This is a genomic window from Enterococcus sp. AAFC-DPL-6103 (assembly GCF_058216595.1).
In genome coordinates this window covers 98,192-122,899 of sequence record NZ_JBZADC010000002.1, presented here as the reverse complement: position 1 = coordinate 122,899, position 24,708 = coordinate 98,192, and the positions used below count along the sequence as shown (strand labels likewise).

25 protein-coding genes and 1 pseudogene are annotated in these 24,708 nt (G+C 32.5%); 5 read left to right on the top strand and 21 right to left on the bottom strand.

Annotated elements, in window-relative coordinates; translation table 11 throughout:
- Positions 1–3: 3 nt before the first annotated feature.
- Both AC4BC3_RS13285 and AC4BC3_RS13280 read right to left on the bottom strand, forming a co-directional pair.
- A complete protein-coding gene (locus AC4BC3_RS13285) occupies positions 4–651 on the bottom strand; it encodes an ABC transporter ATP-binding protein (protein ID WP_490467423.1) in 648 nt (215 codons plus the stop codon).
- A 55-nt stretch (positions 652–706) separates the two neighbouring features.
- On the bottom strand, positions 707–1,192 hold the full coding sequence (locus AC4BC3_RS13280) for a lactococcin 972 family bacteriocin (RefSeq protein ID WP_490467422.1): 486 nt from the start codon (positions 1,190–1,192) through the stop codon (positions 707–709).
- Positions 1,193–1,335: 143 nt separating this feature from the next.
- Here AC4BC3_RS13280 and AC4BC3_RS13275 point away from each other — a divergent pair, with 143 nt between their 5' ends.
- Positions 1,336–1,536 carry a hypothetical protein gene (locus AC4BC3_RS13275; protein WP_490467421.1) on the top strand — a complete coding sequence of 67 codons (201 nt, stop codon included), beginning with the start codon at positions 1,336–1,338 and terminating at the stop codon, positions 1,534–1,536.
- A gap of 328 nt (positions 1,537–1,864) precedes the next feature.
- Here AC4BC3_RS13275 and AC4BC3_RS13270 read toward each other — a convergent pair whose 3' ends face one another.
- Both AC4BC3_RS13270 and bacA read right to left on the bottom strand, forming a co-directional pair.
- Positions 1,865–2,029, bottom strand: a complete 165-nt coding sequence (locus AC4BC3_RS13270; RefSeq protein WP_172436999.1) for a hypothetical protein — start codon at positions 2,027–2,029, stop codon at positions 1,865–1,867.
- A gap of 29 nt (positions 2,030–2,058) precedes the next feature.
- Positions 2,059–2,484, bottom strand: coding sequence for a bacteriocin 51 precursor BacA (bacA, locus tag AC4BC3_RS13265; RefSeq protein ID WP_490467420.1), 426 nt, complete (start codon positions 2,482–2,484; stop codon positions 2,059–2,061).
- A 216-nt stretch (positions 2,485–2,700) separates the two neighbouring features.
- On the opposite strand from bacA, the pseudogene AC4BC3_RS13260 reads away from it, so the two are divergent.
- Positions 2,701–2,832 (top strand): annotated as a pseudogene (locus tag AC4BC3_RS13260) (helix-turn-helix domain-containing protein); the annotation flags it as partial.
- Here the strand turns inward: AC4BC3_RS13260 and AC4BC3_RS13255 are convergent.
- Complete coding sequence (locus AC4BC3_RS13255) at positions 2,827–4,275, bottom strand: DNA/RNA helicase domain-containing protein (protein ID WP_490467419.1); 1,449 nt, start codon at positions 4,273–4,275, stop codon at positions 2,827–2,829. The pseudogene AC4BC3_RS13260 and the gene AC4BC3_RS13255 overlap by 6 nt on opposite strands.
- Positions 4,276–4,532: 257 nt before the next feature.
- Positions 4,533–4,922: a GNAT family N-acetyltransferase gene (locus AC4BC3_RS13250; RefSeq protein WP_490467418.1), complete on the bottom strand. Its 390-nt coding sequence runs from the start codon at positions 4,920–4,922 to the stop codon at positions 4,533–4,535.
- A 298-nt stretch (positions 4,923–5,220) separates the two neighbouring features.
- On the opposite strand from AC4BC3_RS13250, the gene AC4BC3_RS13245 reads away from it, so the two are divergent.
- A complete protein-coding gene (locus AC4BC3_RS13245; protein ID WP_490467433.1) occupies positions 5,221–5,748 on the top strand; it encodes a recombinase family protein in 528 nt (175 codons plus the stop codon).
- Positions 5,749–5,800: 52 nt separating this feature from the next.
- Positions 5,801–5,896 carry a type I toxin-antitoxin system Fst family toxin gene (locus AC4BC3_RS13240; protein WP_490467417.1) on the top strand — a complete coding sequence of 32 codons (96 nt, stop codon included), beginning with the start codon at positions 5,801–5,803 and terminating at the stop codon, positions 5,894–5,896.
- Positions 5,897–6,091: 195 nt separating this feature from the next.
- Here AC4BC3_RS13240 and AC4BC3_RS13235 read toward each other — a convergent pair whose 3' ends face one another.
- Both AC4BC3_RS13235 and AC4BC3_RS13230 read right to left on the bottom strand, forming a co-directional pair.
- Positions 6,092–7,531: a hypothetical protein gene (locus AC4BC3_RS13235; protein ID WP_490467416.1), complete on the bottom strand. Its 1,440-nt coding sequence runs from the start codon at positions 7,529–7,531 to the stop codon at positions 6,092–6,094.
- Between the two features lie 126 nt (positions 7,532–7,657).
- Positions 7,658–8,110: a helix-turn-helix transcriptional regulator gene (locus AC4BC3_RS13230; RefSeq protein ID WP_490467415.1), complete on the bottom strand. Its 453-nt coding sequence runs from the start codon at positions 8,108–8,110 to the stop codon at positions 7,658–7,660.
- A gap of 160 nt (positions 8,111–8,270) precedes the next feature.
- On the opposite strand from AC4BC3_RS13230, the gene AC4BC3_RS13225 reads away from it, so the two are divergent.
- Complete coding sequence (locus AC4BC3_RS13225; RefSeq protein ID WP_490467414.1) at positions 8,271–8,765, top strand: hypothetical protein; 495 nt, start codon at positions 8,271–8,273, stop codon at positions 8,763–8,765.
- A 50-nt stretch (positions 8,766–8,815) separates the two neighbouring features.
- Here the strand turns inward: AC4BC3_RS13225 and AC4BC3_RS13220 are convergent, their stop codons facing one another.
- The 13 genes from AC4BC3_RS13220 to AC4BC3_RS13160 all read right to left on the bottom strand — a co-directional run bounded on the left by AC4BC3_RS13220 (position 8,816) and on the right by AC4BC3_RS13160 (position 24,685).
- The gene (locus AC4BC3_RS13220; protein WP_490467413.1) at positions 8,816–9,562 is read right to left on the bottom strand and encodes a DNA-methyltransferase; all 747 of its coding nucleotides are present in this window, start codon (positions 9,560–9,562) and stop codon (positions 8,816–8,818) included.
- 125 nt (positions 9,563–9,687) lie between these two features.
- Complete coding sequence (locus AC4BC3_RS13215) at positions 9,688–11,061, bottom strand: DNA cytosine methyltransferase (RefSeq protein WP_490467412.1); 1,374 nt, start codon at positions 11,059–11,061, stop codon at positions 9,688–9,690.
- Between the two features lie 106 nt (positions 11,062–11,167).
- Positions 11,168–11,629, bottom strand: coding sequence for a transcriptional regulator, ArpU family protein (locus tag AC4BC3_RS13210; protein WP_490467411.1), 462 nt, complete (start codon positions 11,627–11,629; stop codon positions 11,168–11,170).
- Between the two features lie 133 nt (positions 11,630–11,762).
- On the bottom strand, positions 11,763–14,396 hold the full coding sequence (locus AC4BC3_RS13205; protein WP_490467410.1) for an FtsK/SpoIIIE domain-containing protein: 2,634 nt from the start codon (positions 14,394–14,396) through the stop codon (positions 11,763–11,765).
- On the bottom strand, positions 14,389–15,198 hold the full coding sequence (locus tag AC4BC3_RS13200) for an EMC3/TMCO1 family protein (protein WP_490467409.1): 810 nt from the start codon (positions 15,196–15,198) through the stop codon (positions 14,389–14,391). The genes AC4BC3_RS13205 and AC4BC3_RS13200 overlap by 8 nt, the downstream gene beginning before the upstream one ends.
- Positions 15,199–15,251: 53 nt before the next feature.
- Positions 15,252–15,902, bottom strand: coding sequence for a hypothetical protein (locus AC4BC3_RS13195; protein ID WP_490467408.1), 651 nt, complete (start codon positions 15,900–15,902; stop codon positions 15,252–15,254).
- Positions 15,895–16,578 (bottom strand): hypothetical protein, encoded by a 684-nt coding sequence (locus tag AC4BC3_RS13190; RefSeq protein WP_490467407.1) that lies wholly within the window; start codon positions 16,576–16,578, stop codon positions 15,895–15,897. Before AC4BC3_RS13190 ends, AC4BC3_RS13195 begins: the two co-directional genes overlap by 8 nt.
- A 51-nt stretch (positions 16,579–16,629) precedes the next feature.
- Entirely contained in the window at positions 16,630–17,976 is a 1,347-nt protein-coding gene (locus AC4BC3_RS13185) for a phage tail tip lysozyme (RefSeq protein WP_490467406.1), read from the bottom strand.
- Positions 17,977–18,026: 50 nt separating this feature from the next.
- A complete protein-coding gene (locus AC4BC3_RS13180; protein ID WP_490467405.1) occupies positions 18,027–19,913 on the bottom strand; it encodes a hypothetical protein in 1,887 nt (628 codons plus the stop codon).
- Complete coding sequence (locus tag AC4BC3_RS13175; protein ID WP_490467404.1) at positions 19,914–20,783, bottom strand: hypothetical protein; 870 nt, start codon at positions 20,781–20,783, stop codon at positions 19,914–19,916. It abuts the gene before it with no gap.
- 90 nt (positions 20,784–20,873) lie between these two features.
- Positions 20,874–23,357 carry a GumC domain-containing protein gene (locus AC4BC3_RS13170; RefSeq protein WP_490467403.1) on the bottom strand — a complete coding sequence of 828 codons (2,484 nt, stop codon included), beginning with the start codon at positions 23,355–23,357 and terminating at the stop codon, positions 20,874–20,876.
- A 220-nt stretch (positions 23,358–23,577) separates the two neighbouring features.
- Positions 23,578–23,820 carry a hypothetical protein gene (locus tag AC4BC3_RS13165; RefSeq protein ID WP_490467402.1) on the bottom strand — a complete coding sequence of 81 codons (243 nt, stop codon included), beginning with the start codon at positions 23,818–23,820 and terminating at the stop codon, positions 23,578–23,580.
- Between the two features lie 103 nt (positions 23,821–23,923).
- Positions 23,924–24,685, bottom strand: coding sequence for a hypothetical protein (locus AC4BC3_RS13160; RefSeq protein ID WP_490467401.1), 762 nt, complete (start codon positions 24,683–24,685; stop codon positions 23,924–23,926).
- Between the last annotated feature and the right edge of the window lie 23 nt (positions 24,686–24,708).

The window sequence follows — 24,708 nt, the reverse complement described above, 5'->3', positions numbered from 1 at the left end:
AATTTACCTACCTAATAAAAATTTATTATTAGTAAGCATCGCAAGTTCTAAATCATGTGTAACTAGCACTAGTGAGCTTCCATTCTCACATAATCGAAGTAATTCTTGAATAACTACATTTTTATTGTCTTCATCTAGTGATCCCGTAGGTTCATCTGCTAATATTAATCTAGGTTTTTTCAATAACAGTTTCATCAGTGCTACTCTTTGTTGCTCTCCACCTGATAATTTCTCTATCTTTTGGTTTATTTTATCTTCAAAAGAAAAATAATTTAATATTTCAATTATGGATTTTCTTTTGCTTTCTCCAGTAATTTTTTTAAAATAAAGAGAATTCAAAAGATTTTGTTCAACTGTTTGTTCATATATTAATCCATAATCTTGAAAGATAAATCCTATGTCCTCCCTATAAGCATTTCTTTTTTCTCTTGGAGTCATGTCTTTAGCTTCTTTACCAAATATATTTAAAGTTCCTGCTGAGTATGAATCTATTAAACCGAATATATTTAATAATGTAGATTTTCCACTACCACTTCTTCCCACTATAGATATTGATTCTCCTTTATTTATTTCTATATCCACATCTTTAAAAATAGTTTTTTTATCTATAATTTTTGATAGGGATTTTGCTTGAATTATTATTTCACTCATAAACTTCCTCCAAATTTAATAAAAAGGAGAGAGATAAATCTCCCTCCAAAAATTTTTAAAAGCCTACTCCGCCACCTGAATAATACCCGACACTTTGTGAAGGTGCATTATCCCAGTAATATGCATTTTTACCAGATTTGTACGTTCCCACAGCAATTGCATCTGTACCCGGATTTCTAACTGCTTTTTTATAAGCTGCGCCATAAGTTACGGTTGCCGAATGCTTTTTAGATCTATGTATATACATAGATCCTGCTTGATTCGAATTAAGCATCTTACCGTAACACCATGTCCCTCCCCCAATATTTTTACCAAATGGGTACGGATATGCTCTTTGTTGAATACCGCTATTGTTTGGTTCTGATTCAAATATAAGAGTTCCATCATCTACAATATGCCCTGAAGTAGCTTCACCATTATCATCAAGAGTGTCTATAACAACTTGTGATTCATTTTCAATTTGTTCTGCTCCAATAATAGCTGGAAATAGTAACACACTTAACATTAACCCTATACTTGTAACTAACAACAACTTTTTCATATAACTCCTCCATACTAATTTATTTATATAATGGCGTGTAAAACTACACAGCATTTTATACCTATAAAAATAACTAAATTGATATAAAAAACTTTATAAAGTTCAAAATAAATGTTAAGTTAAAATAAAAAGGAGATCCCGACATGACATTTATATATTGGCTTAGTTCAGTTGCTATGATTATTGGAATTATTTATTTTATTTGGGCATTCAAAGATACTTTTTATAATTTAAATAAAACCCAAAAAATAGCACTATACGTTTTACTAATAGCTACATCTATACATTTAATTATAGAAATTGGAGCATCAATTTATCGATTCCCTTTTATTTGGAGTTTCTAATAAGCTAAAAACAACCTTTTATAGTATGTATGATACCTTAATCATTAATTATCAATCATATACCTCATAAAAGGTTATTTTTTTCACATTATTGATTCATAAAAGGTTATTTTTTTCACATTATTGATAATTATTATAAAAAGGACTAGACGTTTTTTGTCTAGTCCTTTTTATTTCTTCAAAATTTCACTTCTTTTACTCATAATCTAACGAATTTCTTACCCTCTAGTAAAAGGATTTGGAAGCTCCCCATTGAATCCCCCCTCATAACCCACGTTTCACAATACAAAAAAGGCTAGCAAATGCTAGCCACTTTACAACACAATGATTAGTTAGAGCTACATTTTTTTCGTTGTTCAAAGATTCTTACGCCATTTACTATTAAAATCGCAGGTATTCCAAAGTAAAGGAAGAATTGATTGGCAGGCAATACAAAATATAAAATAATGCCAGCAATAACAGCTAAAATTACAGCAATTTTTGTTAATTTCATAGAGCATTCCCCCTAGTTTAAAGTTTTAATTATTTTATAACATAATTTTGATTAGAACTATAGTTATAGGTAGTTGCATTACTGAAATGAGCAATATAATTTAATTGGACGCCCTTTCCTCTTCTAGCGGCTGTAACAAATACATTATTAGCACTAACTGCTGATCCGAAGACTAATGATATAATCCCCGCTGTTAATCCAGATAATCCAATAAAGTTTGCAATAGCTGAGACGGTATTAAGTTTATTAGTTTGACGAGCTAATTGTTTGCATTTAGAAGGACTTACATAATAACTCATTTTGTAACATCTATAACCAGCATGATTATGTTTGTAAGAAGAGCTTGCGGCTTCAACATTAGCAGTATTTGTTAATAAGACAGTACATGTAGTACTAAAAATCAAAGAGAAACTAGCAATAATAGTAATAATTTTTTTCTTGTTCTTACAAATCATAAAAGATCACCTCTAAACAAAAAATTAGAGAAAACGTTTTCTATATAAAAATCATAAAATAAATGGTACAGTCTTGTCAAGTAGTGTTTAATAAGGATAATGCTTATATTTTTGTTAGAAAGGTATACTTACAACTAACATAAAGAAATACGTTATATTAAGAGCTAGTAGACATAATGTGCACTATTCAGTGTCTTTTTCGTTCGTGATCCAATACCCCAACGACGTTTAGTTTATGAAAACATCGTTAAGGATTTGAATGCCGGAATTGCGATTTCAAAAATTGCGAAAGATTGCAATGTTACCAGACAAACCGTCTACAGAATAAGAAACGAATTCGATTTATGAATTTTCTTCGTCATCTTTTTTCCATGTCAATATTTCTTGTACTTTTATAAATAGGGCAGGATTATTTATGATTACTAATACTAATCTATCTTTTGTTCTAGTTAAAGCTTCAAATATGCAGCTCTCTTCATTATACGGATAGTAAAATTGGTCAGCATATCTAGAAACAAGCTTGCCATCTTCATCGTAATAAAAATAGTCATCTAAAGGTACTAGCACATTATCGTATTCTTCACCAATAACTGAATGAGCTGTTTGAGATCCCCAGTACACCTTTTCTCTTTTCTTTACAAATGTTGATTTTGTAGTGTAATCAGTTACTTCAATGGATACAAAATTTTCATTTTCAACTAAACTTCTTATATATTTTTTTGCCATTTCCTTGGTAGAAAAATATTCTGCTGTTACTTTAGAATATTCGTATTTTTGAATTCCTCTAGCTTTTAAGTTTAAAAATTTTTTTATAAATGAGCTCATTGCTGGATCGGTTCGAATCTTTTCTCTTAATTTTTTCGTTTCGACATCTTTATTTTCAGATAAACGTTTTTGAATATTACGATTTTTTTCAGGAGTAGCTAATGTTTGGTTATGATCGGTAGAAAAAATAAGTCTTGGATTTTGTAACCCAAAAATACCTGTAAATTTTTCTTCCCATAAACGTTGTGCTTCATCTATCAACACAACATCATAGCCTTCTAACTCAGTTACTTCAACGTTCTTAACAGGTTTAATATCAATATTTAATATAGCTGACAACTCTTCACAATTATATTTATTACCTGAGAATATAATTATTACTTTCTTATTTTCACTCACATATTTTCTTGCAAGGTCAAAGAGCAACATTGTTTTTCCAGTTCCAGGTCCACCTTTAATTTGAAAAATTCTTTTTTTGCTACTTAAAATTTCATTACGTATAGAAAACTGTTCATTAGTCAGAAAGTATTTATGTTCCTTAAACAATTCAGGTTGTGAATACGGAGAAATAATTAAGTGAGAAAAATTTATCTTCTCAATTTCAAGTTCATTATTATAATCATCAGGTATCATACTAGCCAATGTCTCAGATGTAATCTCTTCCAAATTATTATCTTCTGTTAATAAATACAATTTGTTTTCAGTCGTTACATAAGTACAACAAACTATCTTTTTCTTTAAAGTACTTAATACAAATTTATGTCTTATCAACTGATTTTTAATTTTTTCGTATCCTTTAACAGGTAATTGGCTCTTTAATTCTATATTTAATACTTTATCAATGCTAAACCTCAAAATATCGAATTGTTCTCTTATACCTGATTCAATTGTATAGTTAAAAAAATAGCCTTTAGACTGTTCTATATTTAGTGAATTTAAAAGGTTTTTATTGCTTAATAAGCTGAAAAAATCAATCACCTCTTCTTCAGATATACTACTTTCTTCTGAATTATTAATTAATTTCAAAAAAGAACTTCTAAAATCTAGATTTTCAGACTTATACATTGAAATAAATGAATCTAACGTGCACGAATGACTCATTGTCTAACTCCTTTTTCTAAATGATTTCTCCCCCAATGTGTATGTTACCCTAAGCTCACTAATAATTCTATTCTACTTTTAATATTGCTCAATTTAATTGTCCATTATAGAACCAACTATATATGTGCCAAATAAAAAGCCAACAGGGTATACCCTATTGGACACGCAAAAAGTAAAAGACCTTAATAAAATAATTCAGTGGACAAAATCATAATAGTCCCTTTTTTTCTCACAAAATTGTGTCGCTCAAAGAAATTAATTAGTTGATCTTGTGAAAGGCCTATTCCATGTACCTCTGCTCTTAATCCAGTCGCACCCAATTCTTTAGCATATTCTACCATCAAGCTTGCTATCCCATTTTCTTGATATTGTGGTACAACATATAATTCTACCAGTTCACGATTCAGTTTATTAAGTGAAAAATTAGCAACTATCCTTTCATGTTGAACATAATTATCACTAGAGGGATCTTGATCTGTAAAATATCCCAATTGAAAGATAAACACTTCATTATTGGACATTCTTCTATAAGTCATATTGTTCTTACTTGCAAATTTAATTAAGTGCCTCAAAAATTTTTTTCTCCTTTTCATTTATTTAATATTATCTAACTATACTTGCTAGTATTATTTTAACACTCTTATAATTTAACATGTATTCTCATAGATAATCGATAATCTATTAAGCAAACTAAAAACCTAACTATTTGTCGCATGTTACTTAGTATAAATGTTAAACCTGCCTCACAGTTTAAAATCATTTACAAGATTCTAATTTTTGCTTTAAATCTGGAAAATCATCAAGTATTTGAAAAGATTTGTAAAGTTATTCAAGAAGCTATAAAAAAATCACTTTCTTCAGGGTACTGCTATTCAAAGAATAAATATTTTCATTGAGAAACAATCTGGAGCAACGATTTCTCACCGACCCATTTTCCAGGAAGCTTTAGACTTTGTCCGTGAACAGGATATTTTTATTGTGGAAGCCATCGATCGACTTGGTCGTAATTATGACGAGATCATTGCTTCAGTTAATTACCTAAAGAAGAAAAATGTGCAGCTAATTATCACAAGTTTACCAATCATGGCTGAAGCAATTGGCAATCCTCTTCTGGATAAATTCATTAAAGATTTAATCATTCAAATTTTGGCTATGATCGCTGAACAAGAACGCACTGAATCTAAACGACGCCAGGCACAAGGAATTAAGATTGCCAAAACGAATGGTGTCTACAAGGGGCGTCCGAAACTTTATAGTGCAGACACAAAAAATCCTCAACGACGTTTAGTTTATGAAAACATCGTTAAGGATTTAAATGAAGGAATTGCTATTTCAAAGATTGCGAAAGACTACAATGTGACGAGACAAACAATCTACCGAATAAAAAAAGAATTGTAATTTGTGCCAATTTTAATGATATAATTTTGTTTGGCAACTGCCCCGTGAGGGGGTGCTTGTTGTGTTCGAAAAAATAATTTCGTTGGTTATCGCTCCACTTCTTGTGGGTCTAATTCTTATTTTAGTTGATCATTGGTTAGATGATTAGTGGATAACTGAAGCAGTTGCCCTAACCCCAACGCTGCAGTCGCATCAGCGCATAAAAAAACCACCCTTCTTCCCAAGGGTGGTTTTTTGGTGCTTGACATGTTCGTCATAATTTCGTTTCGCACACAAATTATAGCATTTTCATTGTAATTACACAACCTAATAGCTTATTCTCATAATTAAGCTATTAAATAAACTATTTCGTCAGTGATTCAGCAAAACTATTCATTTTTGTTTTAAGATTTTTGAGTATATTTATAGAATTCCTTTCTAATTCGGAATTTTCTATAACAGACGTTATAGAATTGCTAAATTTTTCAAGAACATCTTGATTCTTCAAAATAGGGATTTTAGTCATATAAATTATCTTTAGTAAAGTATTAGTCCATTCAAGTTCCCCAGACAGATTTGTTTCTGGAGCATGTATATTTGTTCCTCTACGAGCATATCCTTCAAAAAAATTCATCATAAAAAATTCATCTTCTAAGTTATTAAGATCAAAAATATTCTTTATATAGTAATCTCTGAAATCCTCTAAGGTAAAAAAAGTCGATAAATCAATTTTTTTTAAAACAGTTTTAAATAATTCATTCAATTTACTTACTTTATCAAAATCGTAACTCTCAGTGCTTTTCAAGTAGCATTCAATATAGTTACTAAACATCGAAATTATTATTTTCTTTTTTTCATCATCTATATCTTCATTATCATAATGGAGACTTTTAGGTAAATTTTCGTTAATAGAAATATATGAGGTAAATTCACTATTTACGATAGTTCGTATAAATCGTTCATCTCCTGGATTTTTAAAAAGACAATTTAATATTTTATCATTAGTATTTATGAAAAACTTATCAAAGTCATCCCGGTACCTAGTAACAATATGTTTATTAGTAGCGTAACATTGAGTAGCAAATTCAAAAAATAAACGTTTAGACTGTTCAACTAGTTCATATTCCGAAGCTGGAAAACTATCAGATAAAGAATCGTTTAATATTGAGGCAAGGTCAGAAAAAATATACTTTTGTATAATTTCATAATTCTGAGACGTGACAACAAAATTGGTATCTTTGGCATAATTTCGTAAATATGGGTTAAGTAATTGAAACTTTTTACTGTTTTCTGCATCTTTACAATGCTTAAAAAATATTTTTAAAAGGTCTAATTCATCTAAACCAATTCTTTGTGTACGATCTCCCCAAATTGTATCCCACACAACTATTTGGTTTACTATATCACCTCTCAAACTATTTAAGAACTCGTATCTTTTATTATTACGATAGGCTCCATTTTCATCTTCCTTGCTAATAATCCAATAATAAGCATTTTTCAAAAGCGAAAACATAGCGATAAACCCAATACTATAAGCAATTAATATTAAAGGAAAAACATGCTTATTACTTTCTAGAACTAAGGGTAATGTTATAAGAGCTAATCCCCAAAGTATTACTTGAATTTTAATGACCTTTGAAAAAATAACCATTTTGTCCCATTTAAAAGATAAATCATTCGAATTACCATTATTTTCAATTAACAATATAGCAACTGGAATTAGTAAACCAACAATAATTGAAGATATGGTCATTAGTCCATCAAGACTTATGTATTTACTTAAATCTACTAATAAAGTGTACAATTTGTTTCCTCCTTCATTTCATTTTCTCTTTAACTCCTAGCAACTTCATTACAGCAATTCTATATATAAAGAAATAAAAGTAAGTTTAAGCAGACTTGACTTCCATACAGCATTGGAACAAGCAACTTATTTACGATTCTTATTTTTTATCACCTTATTTTCTCCCTTACGATAAATCGCTAAATTATTTACTGTAGAAACTGAAATAGCAAGCTTTTCAGCAACTTCTTGTGTCGTATATCCACCTTCAATCAATTCGTTTACTCTAATACTTTTTGGGGTAGCATACACGCCTTCATTGATTAGTATTTTTCGCACTTTATCACGTGACATCTCATGAAGCATAGCTGTTTCTCGAATAGAATTGTTTTGCAAATATGTCTTAATTACATCTGTTGATATTATAATAACTTCATTTGGAGCATATTTTATTTCTAGTTTCTTTCTATAGATATGCGCTTCTCTCAACGTTCTAAAGCCACGTTTTTGAAAACGATGATTGTCGACAGAAAAATTTACATAATATTTGGTGACACCATTTTGTTCATACGAAGTAGTTCCTTTGATTCCTGTTTTCAAGCTTAGTGACCTTCTTCTCCAAGTAATTTTATAATCTCACAATATATTTTATCACAAATTCAAAAATATTGTAAACTTATGTTTACGTAAACATAAGTTTACGTTATAATATATTTGTAAGGTAAATACATATAATAAAAATATAAAAGGAGATAATATTATGAACACACCTCAAACAAAAACTGCAGATTTTAACTTGGTAAACACTGTACTTAACTCTGACGTATCTGGTGGAGAGATTGAAAGTAGAACTGGCATTACTCGTACATCTATTAGTAAATATCGTAAACAACATTCCGAAATTTATAATATCACTTTCCAAGCAGCACTCTTACTTACACAATATGCGCAAAATCAAATTTCACGTCAATCTGGAGAGTTAATCAATTATATGCGGCAAGGTAAAAAATTTGATTATGTTATCAGAACTGACAAAAATTCAAATTCTTATTTAACAAATAATGGCACAAATAACTTGCAATCAATTTTTAGCATCGACGATCCTGAATTTGGTCACATTTACGGTGTCTATGGTGACGTGATTGGATTAGAACAAATTGACAACCGCAACTCCACTGACAAAGAAATTCAAGAAGCTATCAAAAAATTGCTTTATTGGGGTACTGCTATTCCAAAAAACGAAGCAATAAAATAATTTAAAAAAAAGGAAACAACCATTAAGTTGTTTCCTTTTTTTCTTTTCATTCAAAATAAACTAAGCTGCGTTTTATTGTCAGCGATTCTTTTCAGTGCTTTATCATAATACTCACGATTCTTTTCATATCCAATAAATTTTCGATCTGTATTAAGAGCTGCAATTGCTGTAGTTCCACTTCCCATACAATTATCCAGCACAATATCACCTTGTTCTGTATATGTTTTAATCAAATATTCTATTAAGGCAACCGGTTTTTGCGTAGGGTGAAAAATATTTTTGGTTTCTTTATCAAACCTCAAAATATTATTAGGATAGCCTGTCAGTTCAGAAGTATAACTTTTGTTTAGCGTGCTATCTGCGCCATAAATAGTATTTTTGGAACTTCTTTTCCGAATAGTGCTGTCTTCCTTTAGATAGACACCTTGTGGAAAATAGTTTCCTTTTTTATCATAAAACACTGATATCGTCTCAACGGACCGCATAGGTTGATACTTCGCAAACGCAAAACCTGTACAGTTATTCTTTTTCCAATACCAATCATATCGATATTCTGATAAGTTACTCATTCGTAGCTTTGTAGAGAATGGTTCTGCACCAAATAAAACAATAGGTGCTGCAGGTTTACGAATACGCTTATATTGCTCCCATAATTGATCAAACGGTATAACGCAATCCCAACTGCAAGCTGTTGTCCCATAAGGCAGATCACAAATAATTGCATCAATTGATTGATCTGGTATTTTTTTCATTCCTTTTAGACAGTCTTCTAAATAAATTTTGTTTAATTGAATCATTAACTTCTCCCAGTAGATTTGGGCCCAAATCATTTTTATTCAAGTCTTGATAAATTCATTATAAAGAAGTGTCTGGTTAAGAAACATCCACTCTTTTCTTTAAAAAGGGTGGGCGTTCGTTTATTTTACAGTCTTTTTGCAATGTCATAGATTACATCAACTGTTACTGAGTTTCCAGCCTGCTTGTATAGCTGGCTGTTTGACATCTTTTGTTCAAACTCACAATTGTAGTGATCTAATTTATTTTCTAAAATATTTTTGGCAATCGCTCGACTTCCAAATTTAGCCGCCAAAAATGCTTCATCAGGAAATGTTTGTAATCTCCAACATTCGAACGGAGTTAGTTTTCTAATTTGAAAGTCTTCAGTCACAACAGCTTGCTGATTGCTTGTCAAAACCGTATTCGCACTTTGCTTTCCTACACAACCTCTTCGCTTGTTTGATCCAGGATAAGCAAAATTGATTGAGTCACCAGCTGAAGCGGAAGTAAATCCTTTTTTTGTTGCTTCTTTTACCAGTATTTTTGGCTCTTGTCCGCCTCCAGACATTGTAGTCAAGGTTGGACTAATTCCTTCAGTAGAAAAAATAGTTTTCGTGGATCTAAAACCTCCATCAATTCTACCTGCTACAATTATTCCGTGACGATCCTGAGCGGTGAGTGTAAACATTTCTTCATTATTTTGTTTTATTCTTCTACCATTTTGGCGTACTTTCATCTTATCTGGAGATAGCACAGGGATTGCAATTTTACTGCCCTCTCCTTTGTTTGTAGTTAGCGTGGGAGCGATTGATTGGCAATCATATACTTGACCATTCATCCCATTAGCGCTGGGATTTACGTTGCCAACTGCGGTTGGTTTTATTGATTTACAGCTTATATTCGTCAGCCGTTCTGATTGCTCATCAATTTTTGATTGTTCTTGATCAATTGATTTTTCTTGTCTTGTGATAGGAAAAATTTTTCGGGAACATTGGTCTCTAAGATGTCCGACAATAAATACTCGTTCTCGATTTTGTGCGACATAATCTTTGCTGTTAAGTATCTGCCATTCTGTGTCGTACCCCAATTCATCAAGCGTGGACAAGATAGTTCTGAAAGTATTCCCTTTGTCGTGAGATAGTAACCCTTTGACATTTTCAAGGAATACAATGCGTGGTTCGATTTGTTTAACCGCTCTGGCAATATCAAAGAATAACGTTCCGCGAGTTGAATCAAGAAATCCTCTTCTTTTACCTGCAATCGAAAATGCTTGGCAGGGGAATCCTCCACATATGATATCAACTTCTCCTCGTAATAATTTCCATTCGTCATTTCTAACTGCTTTAATGTCATGATATTCTTTCTCTCCTTCAGTATCAAAAATCGATTTATAGCTTTCTCTTGCAAATTTATCGATTTCACAAAAACCAATACATTTGTGTCCAGCTTTTTCTAGTCCTAATCTGAATCCTCCAACACCTGAAAATAAATCCAAAAAAGTTTGTGGTTTTGTTGTCATGAGAAACGTCTTTCTCACAGCGCTGTGCTTAGTATTCAAGCTTGTATGAGGAGTATACAAATAAAGACGTTGATAAAGGGGCAGTATCTAGTTGGATGATAGTTGATTATTTAAAAGCAACTAGATCCAGTGCTAGACCGAACTGAAGCATAGATATTTTTGACTCATCTACTACGATATTTTTTTGGTAATTAATTCTTTCGCTAATATGAGAAACAGACAATCCATACAGATAGCGATAAAAAAAAACACGTCGCCTCCGCTCTGTAACTTCAGGGCGGAACGGGTGCATAATTGCTGCAAAAGCATGTGAAAAACATTGTTCTGTCTTTAAGTATTCTTTCTCATAAATGGTTAGCTCTATTCCTTCACTCATATTTTTAACAACTTGATCGGGACTGCACACAAGACAAAATTCTTGTGTAAGTTTCGGATAAGCAGGCATTCCCAACCGCTCCCGATTGGTTTTATATGCTACCAAAAAAATCCCGACAGATTCTTTTGTTTTTTGTAAGTCTACACTCTCGTTAGAAGGTAGTGTATACTCATCGACGTCAAATAGTCTCATGGTGTCCCCTCTTTTATGCTATAATAAAAAAGGTTGCTAGGAGACTATTTGTTTTTCTGGTGATTTGAGAATGGCCAGAGCATATGCTCTGGCTTTTTTCGTTCTTTAAATTTTATAGCTCTGCCACGCGTTCTTATAAAACTTCTCTTTGATAACTTCTGCTTAAAGCTACTTCTAAGTCACGTTTGTTTTCTTTCCAGTTGATACATTTTTCTTTGTCTAAGAAAATATTATTTTTGAAAATGACACTTTCTTTGTTAGCAGCTGCCCACTCTGGAAATTCATTTATTAAGAAAACCAACTCGTCTATGCTAGTTTCCAACGTCGGCAATATGCTTGGGATATCATAAGACAAGCTACCTTCTTCTTCAAAATATTCTTCCATTTCACGCAATACCTCTTCGCGAGTTATCACATAATCATGATGACCGAATTTTGCCTCTAAACTATCATTTATAGCATTCATTGTTTCATCTGCTAGATATGGACTATTTCCGTGCTCAATACTTCTTATTCCATTCATCATGCTATAAAACTCCCCAGCCTGACTGATATTGTGAACTGCAATTCCACTATCAGGTAAAGCAATATAACTCTCTTGAGGTTCATTCACTGCCAAAGTCACACGCCCAGAAATATTTGCAGTAATCCGTCCTGGCACTTTTTCCTTTCGAGCAGTTTGGTTGGCTGGTAGTAAGTGAATTCCTGCAGACCGTCCCATTTTAGCTAGGTATTCCAAAGTTTCAACAATTGACTTTATAGCATATTCATCGCTGCTTAACAGAGCATCTAAGTCGGTTAGAGCTGAAAATTCATCAACTACAACTAAAATCTCATATAGAAATTCATCTGGGAATTTTTCATTAAATACTGCCAGTTTTGATGCGCCACGAACTTTAAATAGCTCAATACGTCTTCTACATTCTTTTTCGATATGTTTAAGCAAAGCTCTCGCATAATCAATATCACCACTTCCATCTGCTGGCTGTGCATACATGAACGGGTTAGGATGGTAGTTCTCACTCCCCTTGTTGTCACTACGCAGAAATTCAAAAGAGTTCCCCTTACCATCAATTGTTACGATTTTTAACATGGAAGGATCCACAGCGTCCATGACAGAAAACAATATATTCATAATTGTTACTGTTTTTCCTTTACCAGTTGCCCCAAAAAGCATACAATGCGGTGTCGTATCTCCTAATTCAACAACAATATCATTTCCCATTGCATCCACTCCTGCAACCCCTGAAATAATAGATCTTAAACCTTTCTCACGATTTGCAATCATTTTTCTAAAATCAACAGGAATTTTAACTCCATTAACCATTGAAACTGAGAGTATTCCTGCACGAACTTCAACCATTGGTATATCTTTCGTTTTCAACAACTGAGCAATCCCCTTTTCTACTTTTGATAAATCAGTAGGTAAAGTGGTTGATCGCGGTAACGTATATTGATAAATGGCTGTATTTCCACCTACCAACACCCTATCAAAAGTCCCACTAAGTTTAAACGCATTAAGTGCATTTGAAACATCTTCGATCCTATCTTTTGCAACCTTCTGAGCAATTTCTATCTGCATCTCAACACTATTCCCTGTTTCTGGATCAGTAGGCTCTGGAATAACAGATAAATCAATATTACCTTGTACAATATATTTTGCTTTTTCTAAGGTTTTATCTGGGGAATATAATCTTTTTTGCTTGGCAATAATACTTTCGTAAATAGCAGAAGGCGTGCAATGTTTTAAATATTCAAGCATTTCCTTATAGTTTTTAGACATGGTCCAAAGGAAGCCATCTCCCCCATTTTTAATTTTATTATCCTTCGATAAGGGGTTAGCAAATATAGCTCCCCACGAGCCTAATATATCAGCGGAACTATATGCAACATCACTATCAAAAACATATCCTCCTTGTTCGCCATTAAAAACTGGATTTTCTTGGAATCGAATATTTGAAGCTGTGACTCTATCTCCAAAGCCTTTTAGTGTTTTTTCAATCAATAAATCTGTATCAGTTTCCCTAGATTTTTTAGTAACCAGCTTGGCTCTACGTACACCACTAGCAGTTTTTATAGTTGACTTAGTCCGTCTTAAAGCAATAGTTGCTGCTTTAATTCGTTGTGTCTGAACTGATCCACCAGTCCCACTGTCAAATTTATTACCGCTTTGATCTACTCCCTGTAAAGCATCAAACCAACTATCGTTAATATTTTCCTTTAATTTTGCTAAAAATAGTCTTGAATAAACAAAATCAAAGAACGGTGTTTGATAACCAACCAAGTACTTAGCAGTCAAATATGGTGATAAAAAAATCGTACTTAAAATAATACTTACACATCGAGTAAATTGTATTCTCCAAATCAAACTTTGGATAAGTATTAATGTTGAAGTGATCCATACAATAACCATTGCTCTAAAGTAAAAAGGAAGCCAATAAAACAAGAAATTAAATACAATCTTAAATCCTCCAGTACCTTTGCTAGCAAGATACTGAAAGACAGTTGTTTTTGAAAGCCAATTTGCACTTATACCTAAAAAATTTGCTGTTATCTGAAGGATAGTAGAATCGACTAAAACAATCCACACAATCGTTATAATACCAATGATTATGCCCGCTTTTACTAAGTTTTTCCAAATTCTATCAACATCCAGTTTTTCGTATGTTGAATATAAATACTTAACGAATCCTAAATAAAGTCCGAAAAACAATGACATCGGTAAAATCCACTCTAAAACAAGGTCAAAAATAAATTTTTTATCCAAGACGTTCCCCCCTATTCAAAATCTCTAAAGCTTCTTTTATTGTCTTCTGATTTATCGTTTTTTTATTGAATAATACAATTGATGGTTGTGCTACTAAATCGCCAGAAGATAATCCATTGCTCTCTAATAAATGTTTTAAGGATATGTAACCATCTCTATTTGAATAGATAGCTACATATCCTTCTTCTGTTTCATCCAGTTGTAATCCCTTTTGTTTTGATTTCTCAAAAACTTTTCTTAATCCTAATATCGAATCGTATTTTATCCTAGTTGTTTCTTCTGCTAAGAAATGAGCAGTTTCGATAATTTCCTGAACATTATCATCATCAATAACTGCATCTTGAATTTCTGTGTTTTGAATTTCTTGAATTGAATCATTTTCTTTTTTCGATTGGTTTAATTGTATTTCATTATCTACTATCTTCTTATTCCTTTTTTCCCACAATATAAAGTTTTTTCTTATCTCAATTGATTTAACAATCGTTAGTACCGCAAAAAATAAGCAAATAATGATGAAAGGAACAACTAACCAATAAAAAATAAATTTTTTAGGTAAATATTGATAAAATGCATAAAATATTGAATCAATAACCAATATACCCCTACCTAAATAGGGGATTTTATTTATTTCATCTATCTGCATTACTAATAAATAACCTACCCCTGTCGTAGCAATTAAAATTAAAGTAAATTTAATCCATCTAATATACCCTGCCTGACGATAAACTATAGCATTGTAACTCGTCTGAGAAATCAGAATAACGACGCTGACAGTAAATAGTTTGAGTAATACTTCTACCAAGCTTTCCATCCTCCTTAAACAATAAAAGTGGAATAATTTCTTATTCCACTTTGTTAAAATACTCTATTTATTTCCGTAATAAGTTCATTTTTTTGATCAATAGTTACATCATAATAATGAATCGAAATAGTCTTATCTTCATCATCTCCATACCAACTTCTATACACGACTTCCACTAAGACTGGTAAATAAGTATTTCCATTAGTTGAAGATACATAAACAGTTGCGCCTTCAAAAAACGCCTTTAATCCTGAAGTCTTTATATAGTCTCCTCCTGTAGAATCGATACCTTTATCAAATATCTTTTCGTCATCTTTTACTTCAGTAGCAATTATATCTGATAATTTAGTTACTCTATCATGATATTCCTCAGAGTTATCCCAATTAAAAAATGTACTGAAAAACTCTTCAGATAAAGTATCAGCTTTTTGATAACTATTATTATAATTTACAATTTTCATAACTATTTCTGAACTATTTTCTCTTTCTTCTTCCTCTTGCCTCTCATAGATTTTTTGTAAGAGCTCTTCTTTATATGTTTCATACGATTCTTTTGCGGCTACAGCTTCTTTATTAGCGTTTTCTTTATCATTTTCTAGTATCTGTACTTCGTGTACAGATTTAGTTATTTGATAAACTTCAAAACCAATAATCCCTAAAAGAAAACAACCTACCATGACCCTTAATACAGTGGATTTACTCATCTGTTGTATCCTCGCTTTTAATAAAATTTTGATAATTTGTTAAGCTTACTTCTTCTGTTTCTAAATTAAATAAAAGAGTAAAAGCGTCTGTACCATGAACGACTAAATCCTTTGCGTCTTTAGCCCTTTCTTCTTCACTAGTTTTAATTGTGGGCGAACTATATTCCACAAAAACTAAACATGCTACTTCATGTGTATTTATGTTATACTCCCCAAATTTAATTTCTAAATGATCTAAAGAATCAAATTGATTTAATTTTTCTCCAGATTGATTGATGGTCGGTTTTGCTAAATCTAAAATTTTTTCTGTAAATTCTTCTCCTAATTTACTCTGTATTTCTCCTTCTAACCGGTCGTAGTCTGTATCCGTTTTTGTTTGATTGTAAACTACATTTAATGCTTCATTGATTCGATTTTCGAGTTTAGTAAAGCTAACAGTGATATCAATATTATCTTCTTCTATCTGATCGTTCACTGTTTCTGGGTTATACTCAATTTTCAGTGTTTCATAGTTTTCTTTCTCTTTATTTAGAGAAACGATTTCTTTTTCTATTGAACTAACAACTGCTTCATTATTTATTTTCATCTTGATAAACATGACCGTTGTTGTAGCTGCTAATACTATCAAAATCAACAATAGTACATTTTCTATAGTAAATATCTTCTTTAGCTGCATCTTCTTTAGCTCCTTCATTTTATACAGTCAATTGTTCTATTATCTCTTCGTTTACTTGACTGCTCTAGCAAATACTATGGTATGGCTACCATGAGTTCCATTTACTAAAGATAAAAAAGATTGTCCAAATGTGCTTTCATTAACTCCAATAGCTGAAGAAATGCCGCCCATCTGAATAATCTTTGTAGTGTTTGTCGAATCTGTTTCACCATTTTTCCAATCTTCTAATAGAATTGCCGTGTGTCCATTGCTTCCTGCTCCATTACCTGTATTGACAATAACTATATCTCCTGCTTTTGCTTCTTTAGCCGTCACTTCTTCAAGATATTGTCCTTCACCTTTAGCATCATTTTCCATTGATTGTGTATACCACTGCATATCAGCTGGTGTTTTGTATCCAGCTTTTGCTAAAACTAACCAAACAAAGCCTGAACAATCGGTAACTCCGTTCTTGCTAGGCGCATCTACAGAACCAATATATTTCTCACCATGCACTTGTGAGTAGGTAAAATACCCTAACAGATCTTTTGCAACCTGTTCAATTTCTCCGCCTGAAGCACTTTGACTAGAATTTTTTCCAGTTGTCCCACAATTAAAGAGGCTTCCTTCTTCATCATCTGAAATTTCATTTGAATTTTTTTCAGCATCATTATTGACATTGGCTAATTCACTGTCCCCTTTGATATCTGCACCACCAAAAACTTGATAGGCTTTCTTTCCTGAGGTAATTTTCGAGCTATCTAAAGAAGCACCTCGCTCGTAATAAGAAAACCACTTATCTACCGCTTCATCTACTGAATCTAATTTAAGATATGAATTTAACCACGTTGCATTTTTTACTTCAGAAGTCCAAACATAATCACTTTGTGCTGATGAATCTAACCACTTTTTATCATTTAATGGGGCAAACTTAGAGTATGGAGTAAATTGATAGTGTCCTCCTCCTCCTTCAGCTTTTCCAGATGATCCTGTTGGATAACCTGAACCGACTGCGGGAATATTTCCATATGCAATTCCGTTTGTTTTGGAATCATTTCCAAAATGACCTTCCGCTCGATCTGGAATCTCAAAACCACCCTCATGAGCAATATTTCCTAAAATACCGCTGATAGCTGCACCACTAAATCCTTTGTCTTTCCAATAATTCCAAATATTGAGCGCATTAGTGTATGCTGTTGTTCTTTCAGTGTCCCAGGGCCCAGACTCTCCATTATTAGATGATTCATTATCTTGACTGCTGGTTTCTGAATCATCAATCGTTGTTATACAAGAGGTTGGTTTAAATCCTTCAAAATTCGCGTACACCACATTACCTGAAGTACAAAAAAAGCTACCTGATAGAATTGCCAACATTACTATCAGGAAGCATAATTTACTTTTATTATTAATTTCTATCATATTACTCTCCTACTCCAAATATTTATTAGCTCCCTCCTATGTTTTATAATTTAAAGAATTAAGTGAGTATCAACTAAAGCGCTGACCCTATCTTTTTTTCGATAAAAATAAAGGGCCCCATTATTTGCTTGTAACAAGTAGTTTGTAATGATTGGAGACAGATTCTTCTGCCATGACTGATTGATATACTTCAGTTCATCTTCAGTAATTCCACCCAACACAACCATATCTTGTCTAGATAAGCGCCCCACAAATTTTGAATAGGTGCTTGGATTAACTGCATTTTCTGACTTTTCAAATATAGTGATCAACCCAATGTTTTTTCGCTCGATCCGCTCACGATATGGCAGTAAAATATCTATTGGAACATCTATTGAATCTAAGCCATGTATGACGATTTGTTCACCTTCTAGCGCTCGGTTAGTCACATAAGCTAACACATTCAAAAATACAGCTCCAGCAATCTTTTTGTCTTCAATATATCCTGATATGTCGTAATATATATTCCTATCATTCGAGGTGAAAATATCAGGTAAAGTCGTCTTTTTATGGAAAACATTAGGATATTCCGTAAATGTATTTTTTATGATTTGAGCTAAGTAACTTGCATTCTCCCAAGCTAATTCACCTCTATTTGAACTTTTGCTTTCATAGGAATTCAGTGCCGCCACAAACTCACGTGGAGTTGGATAGTTTTCATGGTTAGAGGTTGCTAAAATACGTCTTGCTCGTGTGGGTTCATCTTCAGGATTTGCGGTATACATTCCGTTATTATTAGCTGTGTAGATCATCCAATCAATCAGTATGGATTTCAGATCAGCTTCGAGTTTTGCATACTTTTCTGGACTAATAGTGTTTGCTGGCATCAACATCATTGTTGTAGCCTTACTAAAATTTGCATTTGCATCTTGCTGTACGGTTTCTGGTGTTCCAAAAACTTCAAGAGGATTGATTGCTTCTTTTGTCATGTCAAAAATAAGGCTATCTTCTGCTCTATAATCAAATTTATTCAACACAATATGATGAATTCTTTTTCCAGATAAATAGTTTGCTTCAGAGATTGCATGGCCTACAGCACTACCACCATTTTTGATCATACCAGCTCCCTCCAATCCCCCTACAGATGCTCTTATGTTAATCCCACCCATAAAGATAACTGCATTATTTATTCCAGTAAAATCCACAACTGATGGGTTGTTAGAGATTAAGGCACTTAGGTCTGTCCCTATATAGCTTCCCATTGGATCTGAAAAACCACTTGAAGGAAAAAATAATTTACCTGCTGCCGTGGTAGTCATATCTGAGCTATGCCAAGGATCAGAAGATACTTCAGTAAACAAGTTTTTCAATTCTGATAATTGATTTCCTGTTTGTCGAATAAACTTAATACCTTTCACATCATAATTTTTATATACATTTTGTAACTCTTCGATAATACTTTCTACTGCTTCAGGAGTTTTAGCTTTTACAATCATACGGATATCGCTATCTACAATTGAGTCCTCCACTCCAGCTAACTCACCAGCTAATCTCATGTCGTGAATTTTCATTGATGCTTGCGCTCTAGCTTTTTCACTCCTTATTTTCGTTGATCCTATAGTCGCAATGTTGGAGTTCAAATGCTTATCAAGAATATTAGCTTCTGTTTGCACGTCCATCCCCTTTTGTCTTTGGACAAATTGGACATCGCCATTTTCGATGTTTTCTTTAGGTATGACACGTAAAAGCCAACCGATTGCCGCTGGATTATTCGTTCCGTAGTGAAATAAAACATCGAATACAGAAATGACCGTTTTCTTTCCTACAAAAAGATAAGCATCGTCTTCCTTATAGCCAAAAGGATACGTAAAACCTGACTCTCCTTTGAATCCAACTGTCTGTTTTATCGCACTTTTTTTATGAACAGATTTCTTACTTTTTTTCTTTAAACGTGACATTTATTTCATCTCCCCGTATATTTCATAAAAACTTTTTTTTAGATTTTCTCCTTTTATTCGATGATATCCAATTACTAGACCTTGCCGAAATGCTGTCTCAATAGATTCTATCCTTGCTCTTAATACATCTTCATCTGGCGCTGAAATCACAACTTTTGTATCTATCTGTTGATTATGTCTAAGATTTGACGTGATTTTGTGATTTAAATTCCTCTTTCTTATCATTGCTGGTGTCGCATTATCTGGCAATTTCTTTAACTCGATTTTTGTTGATTGAATAGAGTTTATAGTGGTTATTACAGTGTTTCTTTCCATATTTCTCAATAGTTGACTATTTCTTTTTGCAAGGTATTCTAAGTCACTTTCAAAATTAATATTACTTACTGAGCCTCGTACCTGATACATCACTATTAATTTTTTTCTTCCCTTATACCTTGTTTCTAATACACTCTTATCATTGATATCTTTATACATCCGGTATGGGAAAAACTTAATCCAACCTTTCCTTTCATTTCTAGTACTTATTTTTTTACTCAAAAATTTTATACTCACCAAAAACTGTGATCCAAAAGACGGATTAACCATTAAAGTATTCAAACAAACTAAAACTGTACCTAGAATAATCAGTGCTATCGGTATTAAATTAGGCTTTATTAGCTTACCGTGTTCAGCCCAAGCATAATGAAATACTAAGTACAGACCAAATGCCATTGGAAATAGCGTAATTAATAAACTCTCCATTGTTGTAACTAATAATTCCCCTAAAGCGCCCAAACGGTTGGAAATAAAATCAATTCGTTTGATTATATGATTTGTTTTTGATCTTAAACTGAAACGATTACCTGAGTATCTTTTGTATTCTATTGACATTCTTTTACACATCCTTATTCATGACAAAAACACCCACAAAAATCTTCATTAGTGGGTGTCTCTCATTCATTAAAGTAATATTCTTCATCTTTAATCCATCTTTTCTAACTTCACTTTTTCTTCTTCCAATTTTTTGTTCATTTCTTCTTTTTTAACTTTATTGTTTTCTATTTCTTTTTCTTTGTCTTTCACTTTTTTATCCTTATCCTTATCATTCCCACTCTTCAATGTCTCAATTTGTTTATTTAATTCCTCGTTTTTCTTATTTATGTCTGAAATTTGATCTTCATTCTCTGAAATACTTTTAACTAAAGCATCTTTTTCAATTTGTTGCTCCTTGTCTTTTGCTTCAGATAACTCTTTACTTAACTTTTTATTCGGATGATCTTTTAACAAGGTTTCTGCTTCGCTGAAGTCTTTTTCTTGAATAAGATAAGAAACAGCAAGATTTATTGTTTCTTGATCATTTTCAATCTTCATCGATGCAACTTCGAGATCACTTAAATTCTTATCAAGAAGAGCAATTCTCGTATCAATACTTGCGATTTGGGATTCCGAAAGATTATCGATTTTCTTTAACACATTTAGATCATCTTTTTTATTGTCACTAGTTTCACCAATCACATGTAATACATCAGGCAAAATATCTGAATCTTCTTCAACTGCCGAATTAAAATCATTATTATCCAAGTACATATTAGCAATATCATCTGAACTATAGCCGAATTGTTTCATCGCATTTGCGGCCTTACTGTACTCTTCATTTGATTCTAGCTGCGAGATAAATAACGTTCGCTGCAAGTCGTTGCCTTCACTCATTTCAGTCTTAATTCCATTAAGCGTCATAGCACCAACAATCATCGATGCAACTGCACATGTTCCCAGGACATATGGGAACACAACTTTCTTCAAATAACTTACTTTATCTGCTTTCCCTACTTCTTCTTGATGAAAATTTTCAGTAGGTAAAGTGTAATTGTTAACAGGAATCAACTTTTCTTTTACGACAGTATTTTGAGTTGCTGCTTCTTTCCTAGCATCTAAAGCTTTCTCAAGTTCTTTGATCTTCAGCAGCATTTCATTTGATTCAGCTTCTGCTTGTGCCAGTTTTTTATTTGCTTGATTTTCAGCTTCTTCTTTTTGTTTCAAGGCTGCTTTTACTTTTTCTTGCGATTGTTTTTCGGACATTTCGCTTTGACTGATCAGCTTATTTTCTAAATGTTCTTTTTCACTTCTAATGGACTCAAATTGTTCTTTATAGCTTTTGCGTTCTTTCAGTAGTTTTGTAATTGTGTCACCAATTTGTCCTTTTAATCCTTTTGCATAGGTTTTTAATTGATTTAACTGCTCTTCGGCTATTTCATTATATTCACTAAGGACATCGTTGATTTCTAAAGCACCAAGCATTTTTTCCTGTCCTTCATCGAATATTTCATTCAAATAGTCCTGGTATTTTTTATTTTCTTCATTGATCTGTTCTACCTTTTGATTGTTTAATTCTGTTAAGAGATTATCGATCACAGCCTCATTATTTTGGAAGTTCAACGCATCATATTGTTTTTTTAATGCTGGAATCTGAGCTTTTATGAATTGTTCTCTTTCTTTTTTATATTCTATGCTGCTATCTTTAATGACTTTCTCCGCATCTGCTTTAAAATTTTCATTGATAACTTCTAGTGTACGAGTATGGTTTTTTCTAGCATCTATCAGTAAATGTGTTTCAATAGTCTGCATCGATTCATTTGTGTCTTCTTTTAGACGTTGATAAATGGTATTGATACTCTTCACACGTGCCTTTTCAATTTCAGCTTGCGCAGAGATGAATTGTTCTTGCATATCTTTGTTTGTTAGTTCATCAAACTGCGGTAGCATTAAGGGCGCTTCTGATTCAAATATGATTTTAGCTTTTTCCAAAAGATAATCGTCAGTTGCTATTTCTTTTCTGAATTCTACAGGAGTTACTTCACTTTTTTTATTATCATTAAGATCAGACTCTGCTATATCTTTATTTTCAACAGCATAACTGTTCTCTTCAACATTTACATCGCGATTATCTTTCAATTCTGATGACTCTTCTTCTTTTAAAATTTCATCAAAGATTGCATCAAAATCTTGATCAAATCCATCTACATCATCGGTAATTTCATCATTAGTTGGATCATTTACCTCTTCTGGAAAAAGCTGTTCTATTTCTTCTTCTACCTCACTCTTTTTTTCTTGGATAAGTTCAATCAGATCAGGAATATTTGCAATCGATATTCCTGATTCACTATCTGATATTTCTTCCATTTCCCCATATAATTTCATGATTTTTCGTGACTGGATGAATTGGGAATGCTCAGTATCACAATAGACTAAAATACCTTTGGAGTGATCTAATCCTAATTCAAATGCGGTATCCTCAATAGATTCTACAAATGCGCCTGCTTCAGTAGGACTTTCAATAGGAAAAAATGAACGTCCCTCAGATTTAATTATCTGTATACCCTCTTCTTCTAGCTCATTGATCACTTGCATCAATGCTTCATTATTTGTATCTTTCATTTCGATTGTTTTAATAATTCTTCTTTTCAATTTGTTCACTCTCCAATTTCTTAAAAGGTTTTTATTCCATCTATTTAGGATCTCAATGCTTCTCTACTACGTTTTATTTATATTTACTGATAAATACTCAAAAATAGCGCAAAATGCGGTAAATCGAATTTTAAGCGCATTTTGCGCTATTCGATATTTATAATACAAATCAAAAGAGCTTGCTAAGTGTCATTAGCAAGCTCTTTTTTCATCCTTATTTTTAATGTGGGATGGTTTGTCCGTTTGTCTTGAAGTAATTAATTACTCCAGCAGCAGTTAAAAGTAACATCATGCCTCCAATTAAAGCAATCGCTATACCAATGATAGCCTTTTTCCAGTCCTGCGGATCACTACCTAACCCCTTAATCACTGATTTAATTCCAGTGTACACAAGGTATACCCCTCCAAATGTCAGTAATAATCCAATTGCAAATCTACCTAGTTCTAAAATTGTTTCATTCATCATAATTCCTACTTTCGATTTTTTTTAAATGAAAAGTCGCAAAGTAATCGAATGATTTACTTTGCGACTCAACTTATTATTTAATTAGTACTCTATCCGACATTTATTCTCCATTATTGATTTCTTTGACTTTTATCGGATTGTAGCCACTTCTATCTACGGGCAAATCTTCATTCATTTTGTCTGGATGCAAAGCATCTTCAACAAATTTCTCATCGATAGGACCTGTTTTACTATCTGGCGTTGCACTTGTTTTAAATTCGTGATCCACTTCTGTTCCATCTAAGAGATGCAAATGATAAGTTACCTTTCCAGTAATTTGCAACTTATTCGGCTCTTCTCCAGAAGGTTCTGTTTTTAAATCTGAAATAGTTACATAATCAACATCTGCTCCTTGATAGGGTGAGATGTTGTCTGCATCATTTGGATAGTTTTTCCATATTTCTTCACTACTTATACCATTTTCATCATATCCAGAGCTAAGATGGGCAATTGCAGTTGTTTGTGCATCATTTAAACCATTATTAACAGCAAAAGCGACAATGGATGTTCCTTTTTCAGGATCATCGTAGCCATAATCTGTTAACGATTGGTTATCATCATAATAAAATAGGCTATAGCTAGTATAAATAACCCAACATTCTCCACCATCATCCCAAGAATCTGACGAAGCTTTAAATTTCGGATTTACACTGTTCAAAGCCTCAATGACACCATCCACGTTCTCTTGATTGTCATATGTGACTTTTTTCTGTATATTTTTTTGTTTGGCAGAAGCTACACTATCTTCGTTATTTCCACAGGCTACTAAACCCATTGTTAATAATGAAAGACCCACTAGTAAACCAATTTTTTTTATTTTCATATTATTCTCCACTTATTTTTATT